This window comes from Kitasatospora phosalacinea, from assembly GCF_000717185.1.
GTDB lineage: Bacteria > Actinomycetota > Actinomycetes > Streptomycetales > Streptomycetaceae > Kitasatospora > Kitasatospora phosalacinea_A.
The window spans coordinates 22061-36838 of the sequence record NZ_JNYE01000077.1; the positions used below are offsets into that span (position 1 = coordinate 22061).

14 protein-coding genes and 1 pseudogene are annotated in these 14778 nt (G+C 74.2%); 8 read left to right on the forward strand and 7 right to left on the reverse strand.

Features of this window, described 5'->3' with window-relative positions; translation table 11 throughout:
- Positions 1 to 17 precede the first annotated feature (17 nt).
- The 3 genes from OO57_RS27450 to OO57_RS27460 all read right to left on the reverse strand — a co-directional run bounded on the left by OO57_RS27450 (position 18) and on the right by OO57_RS27460 (position 2968).
- Entirely contained in the window at positions 18 to 872 is an 855-nt protein-coding gene (locus OO57_RS27450; protein ID WP_158715241.1) for a hypothetical protein, read from the reverse strand.
- 171 nt (positions 873 to 1043) lie between these two features.
- The gene (locus OO57_RS27455) at positions 1044 to 1865 is read right to left on the reverse strand and encodes a PhzF family phenazine biosynthesis protein (protein WP_033255379.1); all 822 of its coding nucleotides are present in this window, start codon (positions 1863 to 1865) and stop codon (positions 1044 to 1046) included.
- A gap of 137 nt (positions 1866 to 2002) precedes the next feature.
- On the reverse strand, positions 2003 to 2968 hold the full coding sequence (locus OO57_RS27460) for an acetylxylan esterase (RefSeq protein WP_033255363.1): 966 nt from the start codon (positions 2966 to 2968) through the stop codon (positions 2003 to 2005).
- 281 nt (positions 2969 to 3249) lie between these two features.
- Here OO57_RS27460 and OO57_RS27465 point away from each other — a divergent pair, with 281 nt between their 5' ends.
- The 7 genes from OO57_RS27465 to OO57_RS27495 all read left to right on the forward strand — a co-directional run bounded on the left by OO57_RS27465 (position 3250) and on the right by OO57_RS27495 (position 10733).
- Entirely contained in the window at positions 3250 to 4575 is a 1326-nt protein-coding gene (locus OO57_RS27465) for an ABC transporter substrate-binding protein (RefSeq protein ID WP_033255364.1), read from the forward strand.
- A gap of 29 nt (positions 4576 to 4604) precedes the next feature.
- A complete protein-coding gene (locus OO57_RS27470) occupies positions 4605 to 5546 on the forward strand; it encodes a carbohydrate ABC transporter permease (RefSeq protein ID WP_033255380.1) in 942 nt (313 codons plus the stop codon).
- A complete protein-coding gene (locus tag OO57_RS27475; protein ID WP_033255365.1) occupies positions 5543 to 6394 on the forward strand; it encodes a carbohydrate ABC transporter permease in 852 nt (283 codons plus the stop codon). Before OO57_RS27470 ends, OO57_RS27475 begins: the two co-directional genes overlap by 4 nt.
- 10 nt (positions 6395 to 6404) lie before the next feature.
- The gene (locus OO57_RS27480) at positions 6405 to 7424 is read left to right on the forward strand and encodes a LacI family DNA-binding transcriptional regulator (protein WP_033255366.1); all 1020 of its coding nucleotides are present in this window, start codon (positions 6405 to 6407) and stop codon (positions 7422 to 7424) included.
- 210 nt (positions 7425 to 7634) lie between these two features.
- On the forward strand, positions 7635 to 9212 hold the full coding sequence (locus tag OO57_RS27485; RefSeq protein WP_081974004.1) for a cellulase family glycosylhydrolase: 1578 nt from the start codon (positions 7635 to 7637) through the stop codon (positions 9210 to 9212).
- 170 nt (positions 9213 to 9382) lie between these two features.
- Positions 9383 to 9940 (forward strand): lysophospholipid acyltransferase family protein, encoded by a 558-nt coding sequence (locus OO57_RS27490; RefSeq protein ID WP_033255367.1) that lies wholly within the window; start codon positions 9383 to 9385, stop codon positions 9938 to 9940.
- Positions 9941 to 9989: 49 nt separating this feature from the next.
- Positions 9990 to 10733, forward strand: coding sequence for a DUF6585 family protein (locus tag OO57_RS27495; protein ID WP_033255368.1), 744 nt, complete (start codon positions 9990 to 9992; stop codon positions 10731 to 10733).
- A gap of 34 nt (positions 10734 to 10767) precedes the next feature.
- On the opposite strand, the gene OO57_RS27500 is transcribed toward OO57_RS27495, so the two are convergent.
- A complete protein-coding gene (locus OO57_RS27500) occupies positions 10768 to 11538 on the reverse strand; it encodes a polysaccharide deacetylase family protein (RefSeq protein WP_033255369.1) in 771 nt (256 codons plus the stop codon).
- A gap of 33 nt (positions 11539 to 11571) precedes the next feature.
- Positions 11572 to 12027: a hypothetical protein gene (locus OO57_RS27505; protein ID WP_033255370.1), complete on the reverse strand. Its 456-nt coding sequence runs from the start codon at positions 12025 to 12027 to the stop codon at positions 11572 to 11574.
- Positions 12028 to 12151: 124 nt separating this feature from the next.
- On the opposite strand from OO57_RS27505, the gene OO57_RS27510 reads away from it, so the two are divergent.
- A complete protein-coding gene (locus OO57_RS27510; protein ID WP_033255371.1) occupies positions 12152 to 13090 on the forward strand; it encodes a DUF389 domain-containing protein in 939 nt (312 codons plus the stop codon).
- Positions 13091 to 13363: 273 nt separating this feature from the next.
- Here the strand turns inward: OO57_RS27510 and OO57_RS27515 are convergent, their stop codons facing one another.
- Positions 13364 to 14470, reverse strand: a complete 1107-nt coding sequence (locus OO57_RS27515) for a PucR family transcriptional regulator (protein WP_051778313.1) — start codon at positions 14468 to 14470, stop codon at positions 13364 to 13366.
- 68 nt (positions 14471 to 14538) lie between these two features.
- Positions 14539 to 14778: pseudogene (locus OO57_RS44160) on the reverse strand (hypothetical protein); the annotation flags it as partial.

Consider the following 14778-nt stretch of genomic DNA (forward strand, 5'->3'; position numbering starts at 1 on the left):
CAGGTCGGCCCGTACCGCTAGGTCAGCCCGTACCGCGGGCTCTGGCCCTCCGTGACGACGACGTGCGGCGAGTAGACCTCCGTCACCGGCGCGACCTGCAGGAACGCCCCCAGCGCGCCCAGGGCCGCCGCCGGGTCGAGCACCGCCCGCACCCCGGCCGGGCCCGCGGCGCCCGCCGCGGCCTCCGCGGCCTCCGCCGCCGGGGTGCCCAGCCCGAGCGTGAGGCGGTACAGGGGGGCGGTGCCGCCCTGGGCGAGTTCGGCCCGCAGGTGCAGCGGCCCCAGTGCGAACCGGAACCCCGTGGCCTCCTGCGGCTGCACCGGCGGCTGCCAGTCCACCGCCACCAGCAGCCCGCTGCGCGGCGTCGGCGAGTGCACCGTCCCGCCGAAGGGGTAGCGCCAGTCGCAGTCGCCCTCCGCGGCGACCTCGATCCGCAGCCCCGGCTGCCCCGCGAACACCCGCCGGAACCCGTCGGCGGCCCGCAGCAGGACGCCCTTCGTCCCCTCGTCGGTGACGGCCAGCCCGACCGTGAACAGCCCCGGTTGCCCCTCCGGGGCGTAGCTGAGCGTCACCATCCGCGACCAGCCGTCGAGGCGCAGCGTGCCGACGGTGAAGCCCGGCTCCGACTCGCTGATCCGCACCAGGGCGTACACCAGCAGCGACCACCAGTCGGGCGGGCTGACCAGTTCCTTGACCTGCTGCCACACCTCGTCCGGCAGTTCGGCGACCTCCCCGGCCGCCCGTCCCGCCCGCTGCTCCGCCCCGTCCAGCAGGCGGCGCAGTTCGGCGCCCTCCGACTGGCCCAGGGCCGCCAGTTGCCGGGCGAGTTGCCCCACCACCGTGCCCAGGGCGTCAGGAGAAGTGTCCGTCATCACCCGTCCCTCCGGATCCGGGCGGGCCCGGCGGCGTTCCGCCCTGGCTCTGCCCCCAGTCTGGTGGCCCGGGTGCCGCGGATCCGCACCGCCACACCGGGACGGAGCGGCCGACGGGGACTCGAACACCCCGACGGGGCGCGCGGCGATCTCCGCACGCCCCCCGGGAGTTCAGGCGTGCAGGTCCCCGTCGATGACGGTGACGGCCCGGCCGGTGAGCAGGGTGCGGGGGCCGCGCAGGCGGGTGCGGACGGTGCCGGCGCGGGGGCCGCACTGGAGGCCGGTGAGGTCGTCGCGCCCGAAGCGGGCGGACCAGTACGGGGCGAGGGCGGTGTGGGCGCTGCCGGTGACGGGGTCCTCGTCGATGCCGAGGGCGGGGAAGAAGCAGCGCGAGGCGAACTGGTGGGCGCCGTCGGGGTCGTCGGCGGCGGCGGTGACGATGACGCCGCGGGCGGAGAGCGGGGTGGCGACGAGGGCGGCGAGGTCGGGGGCGAGGCCGCGGACGGTCTTCTCGTCGGCGAGTTCGACCAGCAGGTCGCCGAGGTCGGCGGAGGTGTCGTGGACGGCGACCGGTTCGGCGCCCAGGGCGGCGGCCAGTCCGGGCGGGGTCGCGACGGGGGTGAGCACGGAGGTGGGGAAGTCCAGGGTGATCGCGCCGTCGTCCTCGGCGTCGGCGGTCAGGACGCCGCACCGGGCGGTGAAGCGGACCGGCCCGGTGGCGGCGCCGGTGGTCCGCAGGACGTGCGCGGTGGCCAGGGTGGCGTGCCCGCACATGTCGACCTCGGTGCGGGGCGTGAACCAGCGCAGCGCCCAGTCCGCGTCGCCGCCGGGCGGCAGCGGGTGGGCGAAGGCCGTCTCGGAGAGGTTGACCTCGGCGGCGACCTGCTGGAGCCAGGCGTCGGCGGGGAAGCCGCCGGAGTCCAGCAGCACGACCCCGGCCGGGTTGCCGGAGAACGGACGGTCGGTGAAGGCGTCGACGATTCGGATGCGCATCCCCGGAACGTACGGCAGGAACGGGGGCCCGTCCACGACCGCACCCGGTCCACGACCGCACCGGGGCGGACGACGACGAACGACGGACGACGGACGACGGGGACGGACGGCCCACCCGCCGTCCGTCCCCGCCGGGCTCAGAGCACGGACGCCGCGAAGGCCAGCGCCGCGGGGACGTGGTGGCTGCCGCCGCCCTCGTGGCCGTTGTAGGGGTAGACGCCGATGTCCTTCGGGCCGCGGTAGTGGTGGTAGGAGGCGAAGACTGTCTCGGGCGGGCAGACCTCGTCCATCAGTCCGACCGAGTACAGCGCCGGGGCGGTGGCGCGGGCCGCGAAGTGGAGGCCGTCGAAGTAGGCGAGGGTGGCGAAGACGGTCTCGACCTTGTCGCGGTGCACCTTGCAGAACTCGGCGACCTCCTTGTACGGGAAGGCGTCGGTGATCTCGGTGGCGCGGCGGATGTGCTGCAGGAACGGGACGCCCGCGACCACCCCGGCCAGGTCGGGGACCAGGCCCGCGACGGCCAGCGCGAGGCCGCCGCCCTGGCTGCTGCCCGCCACCAGGACCCGGTCCGGGTCGATGCCGGGGTGGGTGCGGACGGCGTCGACGGCCCGCACCGCGTCGGTGTAGAGCCTGCGGTAGTAGTAGGTGGCCGGGTCGAGGACGCCGCGGGTCATCGAGCCGGGGTGGGCCGGGCCCGCGCCGGGGCCGTCGTCGGGGGTGTCGCCGGTGGACCAGGCGCCACCCTGCCCGCGGGTGTCCATGACGAGGTGCGCGTAGCCCGCGCTGGCCCACAGCAGGTGGTCGTGCGGCTGGGCCCGGCCGCCGCCGTACCCGATGTACTCGACGACCGCGGGCAGCGGTCCCTCGGCGTCGCGGGGCCGCACCAGCCAGCCCTTGATCGGCTGTCCGCCGTAGCCGGGGAAGGTGGCGTCCTCGACGGTGAGGGTGCTGAGGCCGGTCTCGACCGGCGCGGTGTCCAGGCGGGCGGGGACGGCCCTGGCGGCGGCCAGGGTGTCCGCCCAGAAGGCGTCGAAGTCGTCGGGTTCGGTGCGCTCGGGGCGGTGCTTGCGCAGCTCCGGCAGGTCCATGGAGAGGAAGGCCATGAGGGTCCAGGGTAGGGCCCGACGGGTGCGGCGCCAATGTCCGGGCCGGAAGAACCTGAAAGTTACTCAACCGCTTAAGCCCTGAAGTGCGGGTGCGGTGCGGGAATCCGTCCCAGCTGTTGACCTGATCATGCAGAGGCTCTTATGTTCCCCGGGTCGGAGCGGGCCGATTCGCGCACCACTGGCTTAAACGCATAAGTGCCTTTCCCGCGAACACCCCTGACCCTTCGTCAGTCCTGCGCCCCGTGTCAGTCGCACCTCCACCACCCGGGAGTCGGTACATGAAACAGCGATCGGCGGCCCTGCTGGCCGTGGCCCTGATGTCGGTCACCGCGGTCTCCGGCTGCTCCGGCGCGAGCGGCGGCGGCACCGGCGGCGCGGCCGTCGCCCCGTCCGACCCGGCCGCGGTGAGCGGGACGATCACCGTCCTCACCCACAAGACCGACCTGGCCGGCGACGGCACCCTGGACAGGTACGCGGCCGAGTTCAACAAGGTCTACCCGAACGTGCACGTCAAGTTCGAGCCGATCGTCAACTACGAGGGCGACGTCAAGATCCGGCTGAACAGCACCGACTACGGCGACGTCCTGATGATCCCGGCCGCCGTCCCGGTCGCCGACTACCCGAAGTTCTTCGCCCCGCTCGGCACCCCGGAGGAGCTGGAGCGCAAGTACCGCTTCGTCGACGGCGGCGCCTACGGCGGGCAGGTCTACGGCATCGCGATCAACGGCAACGCGACCGGCATGGTCTACAACAAGGCGGTCTGGAAGCAGGCCGGGGTCACCGACTGGCCCACCACCCCGGAGGAGTTCCTGGCCGACCTGCAGGCGATCAAGGAGCGGACCGCGGCCACCCCGCTCTCCACCGTCTACCACGAGGGCTGGCCGATGACGGCCTGGCAGAGCTACCTCGGCGAGGCGAGCTGCGACGAGGCCGCCAACGACGCGCTGGCCGCCGACCCCGCGCCCTGGGCCGCGGGCAAGGAGCTCAACCGCATCGACACCCTGCTGTACGAAGCGGTGCACCGGCAGCTGGTGGAGAAGGACCCGACCACCACCGCCTGGGAGGGCTCCAAGGGCCAGATCGCCACCGGGAGGACCGCCACCCTGGCGCTCGCCTCCTGGGCGATCTCGCAGATGAAGGACGCCGCCGAGAAGGCGGGCGCCGACCCGGCGGACATCGGCTTCATGCCGTTCCCGGCGCAGCGGGACGGGCACTTCTGCTCGGTGGTCTCCCCCGACTACCGGGAGGCCGTGAACGTCCACTCCAAGCACAAGGAGGCCGCCCGAGCCTGGGTCGACTGGTTCGTCGACCGGAGCGGCTACGCCCAGGACGAGGCCCTGCTGCCGACCCTCAAGTCCGGGGCGATGCCCGCCGAGCTGCAGGCCTACCAGGACGCGGGGGTCCGGTTCATCCAGCTGAGCCAGGCCCGGAACTCCGAGGTCTCGAAGATCGACAACCAGTCCGAGATCGGCCTGAACAAGCCGGACTACCGCCAGCACCTCGTCGACCTGGCCCGCGGCGCCGGGGGCGGCGGCAGCCTGGAGGACTACTTCGCCGAGCTGAACCGGAAGTGGGCCGCCGCGATCCGGACGGCCGGGTCCTGACCGGCCGGCCGACGGAGGAACGAGGCGACATGCCCGCACCCGCCACCGCACCCGCCGCCCCGGCGCCCGCCCCCGCGGCCGCGCCCGCCACGGCCCCCCTGCGCACCCGCCTGCTGGCCCGCGCCACCCCGTGGCTGTTCCTCGCGGTGCCGCTGGCCTTCCTGGTCACCTTCACCTACACGCCCGTGTTCAACATGCTGTACTACAGCCTGACCAGCTGGGACGGCTTCGGCCCGGACCAGGAGTTCGTCGGCGGGGCCAACTACACCGAGCTGTTCACCCGGCCCGACCTGTTCCAGGTCTTCTTCGTCAGCCTGTTCTACCTGGCGTCGGGCGCCGTGCAGATGGTGCTCGCCCTGTACTTCGCGACGGTGCTGAGCTTCAACGTCCGGTTCCGGAACTTCTTCAAGGGCGTGCTGTTCTTCCCGTACCTCATCAACGGCGTCGCCATCGGCTTCGTCTTCCTCTACTTCTTCCAGCCCGGCGGCACGCTCGACTCGGTGCTCGGCCTGTTCGGGGCGCGCGGCGACCACCTGTGGCTGGGCGATCCGGAGCTGGTCAACTGGTCGCTCGCCTCGGTCTCGCTCTGGCGGTACCTGGGGCTGAACTTCGTGCTGTTCCTGGGCGCGATCCAGTCGATCCCCGGGGAGGTCTACGAGGCGGCGGACCTGGACGGGGCGAAGCGCTGGCACCAGGTCAGGTACATCGTGCTGCCCGGCATCCGCCCGGTGGTCAGCCTCAGCGCGATCCTGGTGGTCTCCGGCTCGCTGTCCGCGTTCGAGATCCCGTACGTGATGACCGGCGGCGCGAACGGCAGCACCACGTTCGTGATCCAGACGGTCAAGCTGGCCTTCCAGTTCAACAAGGTGGGGCTGGCCTCGGCAGCGGCCGTGGTGCTGCTCGCGGTCGTGCTGCTGGCGACCTGGGTCCAGCGGCTGCTCGTGCCCGACGAAGGAGTTGACCTGGTATGACGGCCAGCCACGCCCCGCGCGGGGTCGGCGCCCGTTCGGCGGTCGCCGCGAAGTACCTGTCGCTGCTGGCCGCTTCGGCGGCGACGCTGCTGCCGCTGGCGGTGGTGCTGATGGCGGCGCTGAAGACCGAGCCGGAGTCGACGGACAGCGGCCCGCTGACCCCGCCGCACGACTGGTTCAACCTGCACAACTTCCAGGTCGCCTTCAGCCAGGGGCACATGCTCCGGGCCTTCGGCAACACCGCCTTCATCCTGGTGTTCTCGGTCACCGGCACCGTCCTGATCGGCTCGATGACCGCCTACGCGATCGACCGGTTCAGGTTCCCGTTCCGGAAGCTGACGGTCTCGCTGTTCCTGCTGGCCTCGCTCGTCCCCAGTGTCACCACCCAGGTGGCGACCTTCCAGATCGTCAACTCCTTCGGCCTGTTCAACAGCCGCTGGTCGGCGATCGCTCTCTACACCGGCACCGACATCGTCTCGATCGTGATCTTCATGCAGTTCATGCGGGCCATCCCGGTCTCGCTCGACGAGGCGGCCCGGCTCGACGGCGCCTCGCCGCTGCGGATCTACCGCACCGTGATCCTGCCGCTGCTGCGGCCCGCGATCGCGACCGTGGTGATCGTGAAGGGGGTGGTGGTCTACAACGACTTCTACATCCCGTTCCTGTACATGCCCTCGCCCGAACTCGGCACCGTCTCCACGTCGCTGTTCTACTTCAAGGGCCCGTACGGGGCCCGCTGGGAGGTGATCTGCGCGGGCACCGTCCTCGTCATCCTGCCGACCCTGGTGGTGTTCCTGTTCCTGCAGCGGTTCATCTACAACGGCTTCACCCGGGGGGCGACGAAGTGACGGGGCAGCGGTGAAGCGGGTCACCATCGGGGAGATCGCGGAGCGGGCGGGCGTCTCGATCGGCGCGGTGTCGTACGCGCTCAACGGCCGCCCGGGGGTCTCCGAGGAGACCAGGCGGCGGATCCTGGAGATCGCCGACCGGCTCGGCTGGCGGCCGAGCCTGGCCGCCAGGTCGCTGTCGGGTTCGCGGGCGCACAGCGTGGGCCTGGTGCTGGCCCGTCCAGCGGACACCCTGGGCGTCGAGCCGTTCTTCATGCGGTTCATCTCGGGCCTGGAGCGCGAACTGTCCGGGCAGCGGACCGGGCTGCTGCTGCAGGTGGTCGCGGACCACGCCGCCGCCGTCGAGGCGATCCGGCTGTGGTGGGCCGAGCGGCGGGTCGACGGCCTGGTGCTCACCGACCTGTACGCGCAGGACGCCCGGCTGCCGGTGATCGCGGAGCTCGGCGTCCCGGCGGTGCTGGCCGGGCGGCCCCGGGGGGACGGCGCCCTGGGCGCCGTCTGGGCCGACGACACCGCGGCGGTCGACTCCTCGGTCGACTACCTGGTGGCGCTGGGCCACCGCCGGATCGCCCGGGTCGCCGGGCTGCCCGCCCTCGACCACACCCGGGTCCGGGTGGCGGCGTTCCGCGCCGCCGTGCTCCGGCACGGCCTGGGCGAGCCGAGGGTCGTCGAGACCGACTACACCCCCGAGGAGGGCGCCCGGGCGACCCGGGCCCTGCTGTCCCGGCCCGACCGGCCGACCGCGATCCTGTACGACAACGACGTGATGGCCGTCGCCGCGCTCAACGTCGCCCAGGAGATGGGCATCGCGGTGCCCGGCGAACTGTCCATCCTGGCCGGGGACGACTCGCAGCTGTGCGTGCTGGTCCGCCCCGCGCTGACCGCCCTGTCCTGGGACATCCAGGCGTACGGCCTGCACACCGCCCGGGTGCTGCTGGAGATGGTCGACGGCCGCCCCGCGCGCTCGCACCAGGAGCGGACCCCCGTCCTCACCGTCCGCGGCAGCACCGCGGCGGCACCGGCCGAATGAGAAACTTTCGGCCCGCCGCTCCCCCTTTCACCCTTTCCACCGCCGGTGATTGACGATCCGTCAATTTCCGCCCTACTTTTCCGGAAGCCGGTCGGGCCGTTTTTTTGCGCCGCCGACTTAAGCGCATAAGTAGCGCAGCGCGCGGCCGCTCCCCACCGTTCCGACCGACATTCCCCCACCCGATTCGACGCGCCTCCAGGAGGGCTCGCCATGCGTCGCACGTCCCCCGAACCCCACCCCCAGCACCCCCAGCGCACCCGCCCCCGCCGCCGCACCGCCGTCGGCGCGGCCGCCGCCGGAGCGCTGGCCCTCGCGGCGGCCTCCCTGGCCACCCTGCCGCAGGCCGCGCAGGCCGCCGAGGTCCACTGCAAGGCGGTGTACGCGGTGCAGAACGACTGGGGCAGCGGGTTCCAGACCACCGTGACCGTCACCAACCTCGGTACGGCGTGGACCAGTTGGACGCTCGGCTTCTCGTACGCCGGATCCCAGTCGCTGTCCTCCGGCTGGAACGGCAGCTGGACGCAGTCCGGCCACGACGTCACGGTCGCCAGCCTGCCCTGGAACGCCGCCGTCCCGACCGGCGGCAGCGTCGCGCCCGCCGCGACCTTCAGCTACAGCGGCGCCAACACCGCCCCGACGGCCTTCACCGTCAACGGCGTCCCCTGCGACGGCTCCGGGCCCACCGCCCCGCCCACCACCGCCCCGCCCACCAGCACCCCGCCGACCGACCCGCCGACCACCCCGCCCGCGCAGCCCGCCCCGGCCCTGCACGTGTCCGGCAACCGGCTGGTCACCGCCGCGGGCGCCCCGTACCGCCTGCTGGGCGTCAACCGCTCCAGCGGGGAGTTCGCCTGCGTCCAGGGCAAGGGCGTCTGGGACGGCCCCGCGGACCAGGCGACGGTCGACGCGATGCGCGGCTGGAACGTCCACGCCGTGCGCCTCCCGCTGAACGAGGAGTGCTGGCTGGACACCACCAGCGGCACCCCGGCGGGCGGGACCACCGGCGCCGCGTACCGGAAGGCGGTCAAGGACTACACCGACCTGCTGGTGGCCAACGGCATCAACGTGGTCCTCGACCTGCACTGGAGCCACGGCCAGTACACCGGCCCCGGCACGGGCTGCCCGGACACCGCCGCGACCTGCCAGAAGCCGATGCCCGACCTGCAGTACGCCCCGACCTTCTGGACGCAGGTCGCCGAGACCTTCAAGGGGAACGACGCCGTCCTGTTCGACCTGTTCAACGAGCCCTACCCGGACGCCGCCGACAACTGGGCCGACGCCACCGCCGCCTGGACCTGCCTGCGTGACGGCGGCAGCTGCCCCGGCATCGGCTACCCGGTCGCGGGCATGCAGACCCTGGTCGACGCGGTGCGCGCCACCGGCGCCACCAACGTGATCATGACCGGCGGCCTGACCTGGACCAACGACCTCAGCCAGTGGCTCGCCTACGCGCCGAAGGACCCCGCCGGCAACCTGATGGCCTCCTGGCACTCGTACAGCTGGAACGGCTGCGTGACCACCGCCTGCTGGGACAGCACGATCGGCGCGGTCGCGGCGAAGGTCCCGGTCCAGGCCGGTGAGATCGGCCAGGCGACCTGCGCCCACGACTACATCGACCAGGTGATGGCCTGGGCCGACAAGAACGAGGTCGGCTACACCGCCTGGACGTGGAACCCGTGGGGTGTGTGCAACAGCAACGGCAACGTGCTCGTCACCGACTGGAACGGCACCCCGACGTCCACCTTCGGCGAGGGCTACCGCGCCCACCTGCTGACCCAGCAGCCGTAGCCGAACCACCCGCCCGGGGTGAACAGCCGGGGTGAGCAGCCGGGTTGAGTAGCCGGGTTGAGTACCCGGGCTCAGGCCGGACGGGGCGGTCCGCCCGCACCATGGACGGGCCGCCCCGGAACCGCCGCGGGCGGCGCCCGCTCCCGTCCCGGCTCCGGAGGCCACCACCCGTGCTGAGCACCGTCGCCCGCACCGTCGTCCCGCTCCTCGGGCGGTTCACCGTGACCGCGGACGAGGCCGCGGTGCTCGCCCCCGGCAGCATCGTCGCGGCCAACCACTCCTCGCTGGTCGACCCGGGCGTGGTGCTCGCCGCCGTCCGCCGCCGCGGCGTCGAGGCCCTGGCCGCCGCGGCCGACGCGCTGGCCGCCGGACGGGTGGTGGTGATCTACCCCGAGGGGCGGCTCCCGCGCCGGACCGACGCCGCCGACGGCCCGCCCACCCCCTTCCGCACCGGCCTGGCCCGGCTCGCCGCCACCGGCGCACCGGTCGTCCCGCTCGGCCAGGCCGGGGCCCGCCGGATCAGCTCCGGCTCCACCGCCAAGCAGCTCGCGGGCCTCGCCACCGCCCCGCTGCGCCGCCCCGGCGTGCACGTCCACTTCGGGGCGCCGCTGCGGCTCGACGGCGACGTGGCGGCCGCCACCGACCGGGCCCACGCCGCCGTCACGGCCGCCTGGCGCACCGCCGCCGCCCGCCTGCCCGGGGCCACCTGGACGCCGACCGCGCAGTAGGGGAAGCTGCGACAGTCAACAGCGCCCCTCCCCAACGAAGTTGAGGCCCATGCCCCGCACCGCCCGCCCGGCCCCGCTGCCGCCCTTACCGCCCGCCGTCGCCGAACTCGCCGCGCAGCACGAGCTGGGCGCCCTGACCGCGACCTTCAAGCCGCAGAAGTTCGGCGTGCTGCTCAAGGTCTCGTTCTACGTGACGCTCGCGGTGCTGCTCTTCCTCTTCGTGGTGCCCGCCGTGGTCTTCTACTACGTGTCGCTGCGCCGCACCCCGGACTTCAACCCGCGCCAGGCCGCGAAGCGCCTGCACCTGTTCGAGCACGGCATGGTCGTCGACCACGAGAAGGGCCCCGGCCGGACGGTCGTGCGGTGGGACGAGGTCCGGCTGTACGAGGAGCAGACCCAGAACGTCATCAACGGCGTCCCCGGCCCGGTCATGTACACCTACGTGCTGCGGACCCCGACCGCCAGTGCGGTGGTCACCCAGTTCTACCAGCACCCCCGCAGCTGGTCCCTGGCCATGCAGCAGGCCGTCCTGCGGGCCCAGGGCGACCGGGCGCAGCGGGCGTTCCTGGCCGGGGAGGTGCTGGACTTCGGCGAGTTCGACCTCTCCACCGCGGGCATCACCCACCGCAAGCAGCTGCTGCCCTGGGAGCGGCTGGCGGAGGTCGAACTCCGCGGCGGGGCCGTCTTCCTGCAGCAGACCGGCGAACCGGCCCCCTGGGGCCGGGCCGCGGTCAAGAGCGTCCCGAACCTGCACCTCTTCCTGGCCCTGGTCGACGCGCACCGCGCCGACTGAACCCCCCGGGGGCCCGGGCGCCCGGGCGGGCCCGTCAGCGGTAGATCGTGCCGGGCTCCGCCGCGCCGGGGGCGAGCAGCTGGCTGACCGTCACGAAGGTGTACCCCTGCCCGTCGAGCGCCTCCAGCACGGCGGGCAGGGCCGGGACGGTGCCCGCGTGCAGCGGGTGCAGCAGGACGATGCCGTCCCGCGCGGCCCCGTCCAGGACCCGCCGGGTGATCAGCGCGGTGTCCTCGGTCGCGTAGTCCTTCGCGGTCACCGTCCACAGCACCTGGGCCATGCCGAGCTCCCGCGAGATCCCCGAGACCCGGTCGTCGGTGCGGCCCTCCGGCGGGCGCATCAGGGTCGGCCGCCGCCCGGTGAGCTCCTCGATCGCGTCCGCCGTGCGGTCGAGCTCCTCCCGGACCTGCTGGTCGGAGGCCTCGGTCAGCCGGGGGTGGTTCCAGGTGTGGTCACCGATCTCGTGGCCCTCGGCGGCGATCCGCCGCACCACGTCCGGGTGCAGGTGGAGGTCCCGTCCCTCCAGGAAGAACGTCCCCGCGGCGTGGTGCTGCGCCAGCAGGTCCAGCACCCGCCCGGTCGGCTCCCCGGGGCTGCCGTCGAAGGTCAGCGCGATGCACTTCGCCCGCGAGCAGTCCACCTGCCCCGCCCCGACCGGCCCCTCCCCCCGTTCGCGCGCCTGCTCCGGACTGACCGTCACCATCGCGAAGCTCCGCACCACCACCACCGTGACCAGCGCCGCCACCGCGAGCACCGCCACCCCCAGCAGCACGTAGAACCGCGGCCGCCGCTTCACCTTTCCCATGCGGCAAACCCTACATTTACCCTTTCACCCGATTTACCCGGCCTCCCCCGGCCCGGCGTACCCTCGCCCGGCCTCCCCCGGCTCGCTCTTCCCCGGCTCGCCCTCCCCCGGCTCGCTCTCCCCCGGCCCGGCGCCCTCGCCGCGCTGCCGGGCCGCCCACTCCCGCATCCGCCGGACCGCCTCCGGGTTCTCCGCGGCGTCGACGTCCAGCACGGTCACCGCGCCGTCGCCGAGGTCGACGAGCCGGTGCTCGACCGTGCCGGTGGCGACGATCGACAGGACGGCGAGGAACTCCTCCTCCACCTGCCGGCTCGGCCGCTGCTCCCCGACCTCGACGACGTGCCTGTCCCCGGCGGCGGCCAGCGAACCCACCGCACCGCTGAGCATCCGGCCCAGCAGCCGGAACTCGTCGGGGTCCATCCGCGCCCGGAGGGTGTCGAGGTAGAGCCGGACCAGTTCGGCCCGGGTGGGAACAGCGTCGTCAGCCATCCGGCCATCCTGCCACCGCCCGCCCGCGGGCCGCGGCCGGGGAGGGACGCCCTAGGGTGAGCGCGAACCACGCAGACCGTGCAGACCATGCAGACCGTGCAGACCGCTCCGCCCGGAGGATCCCGTGCTCCAGCTCCGCCTGATCGTTCCCCCCGACCTGCGCGCGCAGGTCCTGGAGCGGCTCGACGCCCGCGTCGGGGTCGCCCACCTCGCGGTGCTGCCCGGCGGGGCGGTGCGCCCGGCCGGTGACCTGGTGCTGTGCGACGTGGCCCGCGAGGCCGCGGACGAACTGCTCGGCGAGCTGCGCGGGTTGGGGCTGGCCGAGCGCGGGTCCATCAGCGTGGACCAGGTCGGGCTGACCCTCTCCCGGGCGGCCGACCGGGCGGAGCGGGAGGCGCCGGGCGAAGGGGTCGACGCACTGGTGTGGGAGGAGGTCGCCGAGGTCGTCCAGGAGGAGTCGACGCTCAGCTGGGTCTTCCTCGCGCTCCTGACGGTCGCCACCATGCTCGCCGCCTGCGGGGCCGTGCTGGACAGCGCGGTGCTGATCGTCGGCGCGATGGCCGTGGGCCCCGAGTTCGGGCCGCTCGCCGGGCTCTGCGTCGCCGTCGTGCAGCGCCGGGCCCGACCGGCGCTGCGGTCCCTGCTCGCCCTGGCGGTCGGCTTCGCCGTGGCGATGGTGCTCACCGTGGGCTTCTCGCTGCTGATGGACGCCCTGGGCCTGTTCAGCGACGCGAAGTTCGCGGCCCAGCGCCCCAACACCTCGTTCATCTGGCAGCCGGACGCGATGTCCTTCGTGGTCGCCTTCCTGGCGGGCATCGCGGGGCTGCTCTCGCTCACCTCCGCCAAGGCGTCCGCCCTGGTCGGCGTGGCGATCTCGGTCACCACCGTCCCCGCCGCGGCCAACGCCGCCGTCGCCGTCGCCTACGGCGAGTACGCCCAGGGCTGGGGGTCGGCCGTGCAGCTCGCCCTCAACCTCTCCGGCATCGTCCTCGCCGGGGTCCTCACCCTGCTGGTGCAGCACAGCGCCTGGCGCCTGGCCCGCCGCGGCCCCCGTCCGCGCTGAACCCCGGCGCCGGGCCCGCGGGCGCCGACGCCCTCCCCCCTGCGGCGTCGGCACCCGTGGACCGGACGGGCCCCCGTCCCCTCCCCCTCCTGCGCAGTGCGCGGCGGACGGGCCCGGCGGCCCGTCCGCTTCCCCCGTCGCACTGCGCCGCCGCCCCCGCGGCGCCTGGACGATCGTGGCAGGGGGCGGGGTGCGCGCACACTGCCAGGATCCGGCAGTCTTGACGGCCCGTCGGCGCCGGAAACCCGCAGCGACGGCGTCCGGACGCGCTGCTCACAGCTGCCGCTGCGGCCACCCGAGCAGGCGGGCGCCCATCGCGGCGGTCTCCAGGGTGTAGCGGTGCAGGGCGTCGGAGGGGTCGTAGCCGGTCAGCGCCTTGATCCGGTCCATCCGGTAGCCCAGCGTGCGGACGCTCACGCCCAGCCGCCGGGCGGCCTCCGCGTTCACGTAACCCGCCTCGGCCTGCGCGGCGAGGGTCGCCAGCAGCGGGGCGGCGCCGCCCCGCGCGCCGCCGAGCGGCCCCAGCACGCTGCGCACCAGTTCCGCGAGCGCGGCCCGGTCGCGCATCAGCACCGGGAGCACCAGCAGTTCCTCGGCCCTGAGCCGCTCGGCGGGCAGGTCGAGGCGCTGCGCGAAGTCCAGGGCGCCCAGCGCCTCGTCGTAGCTGCGCACCACCCCGCCCGGCCCGGAGTGGCGCCGCCCGGTCGCCACCCGGGCCGCCGCCGGGTAGCCGGGGCCGGGGCGGAGCGCGAGGGCGGCGAACGCCTCCAGCACCGCCCGCTCGCTGTCGGGGGCGACGCACACCAGCCGGCCGTCCTTGGTCGCCAGCAGGACGTCCCGTTCGCCGAAGCGGCCGACGAGTTCGCGCTCCACCCGGCGGGCCGAGGGGTGCGCCTCGTCGTACGGCTCCGCGGCGACCGCGACCGCCACCGCGTGCGAGCGGGCCAGCCGCAGCCCGAAGCGTTCGGCCCGCTCGGCCAGCGCGCCCGGGTCGCTGCGCCCGTACAGCAGGTCGTCGATGAACTCCCGCCGGGCCGCCTCCTCCTGGCGGACCGCCAGGCGCTGCGCCCGCTCGTGGCCCTCGCCGAGGGCGGCGACCGCGGCCTCCGCGGCGGCGAGCAGCGCCTCGCCGGTGCGGCGGAGCCCGCCGACCGTTGCGGCACCGGCGACGCCGGGCAGCGACGGCCAGGCCCGGCGGCCGGTGCCGAGGCAGTGCACGACCAGTTCGGGCAGCCCGTGCCCGGCCTCCGCGGCGCGCTCGCCGAGCGAGCGCAGCGACTCCAGCTCGGGGCGGTCCAGGTGGCGGCCGGTCCGGGAGACCTCCGCGAGCAGTTCCAGGTAGCGGGCTCCGAGCGCGGACAGGGCCGCCGGTTCTTCCATCTCACTGCTCCGCTGCCGCACGACCGGTGCCGGGGCGCCCGCCCCGGTCGGCGGACGACCCGCCGATCCTAACGACTCCTTGACGCCCCGCCGTCACCGCCCGTCGCGTCCTCCCCCTTGTCCGCCCCGTCCGCCACCCCGTCGCCCGTCGCGTCCGCCGCCCCCTCGCCCGTCGCGTCCGGCGCCGGGCCGGGCGGGCGCCGTTCGGCGGGGAGGTGGCGGGTGAACAGCAGGGCCCCGGCGGTGATCACCGTGCAGGCGAGGACGGCGGACTTCAGGCCCTGGATCTGCGCGTCCCGGTAGTGGTC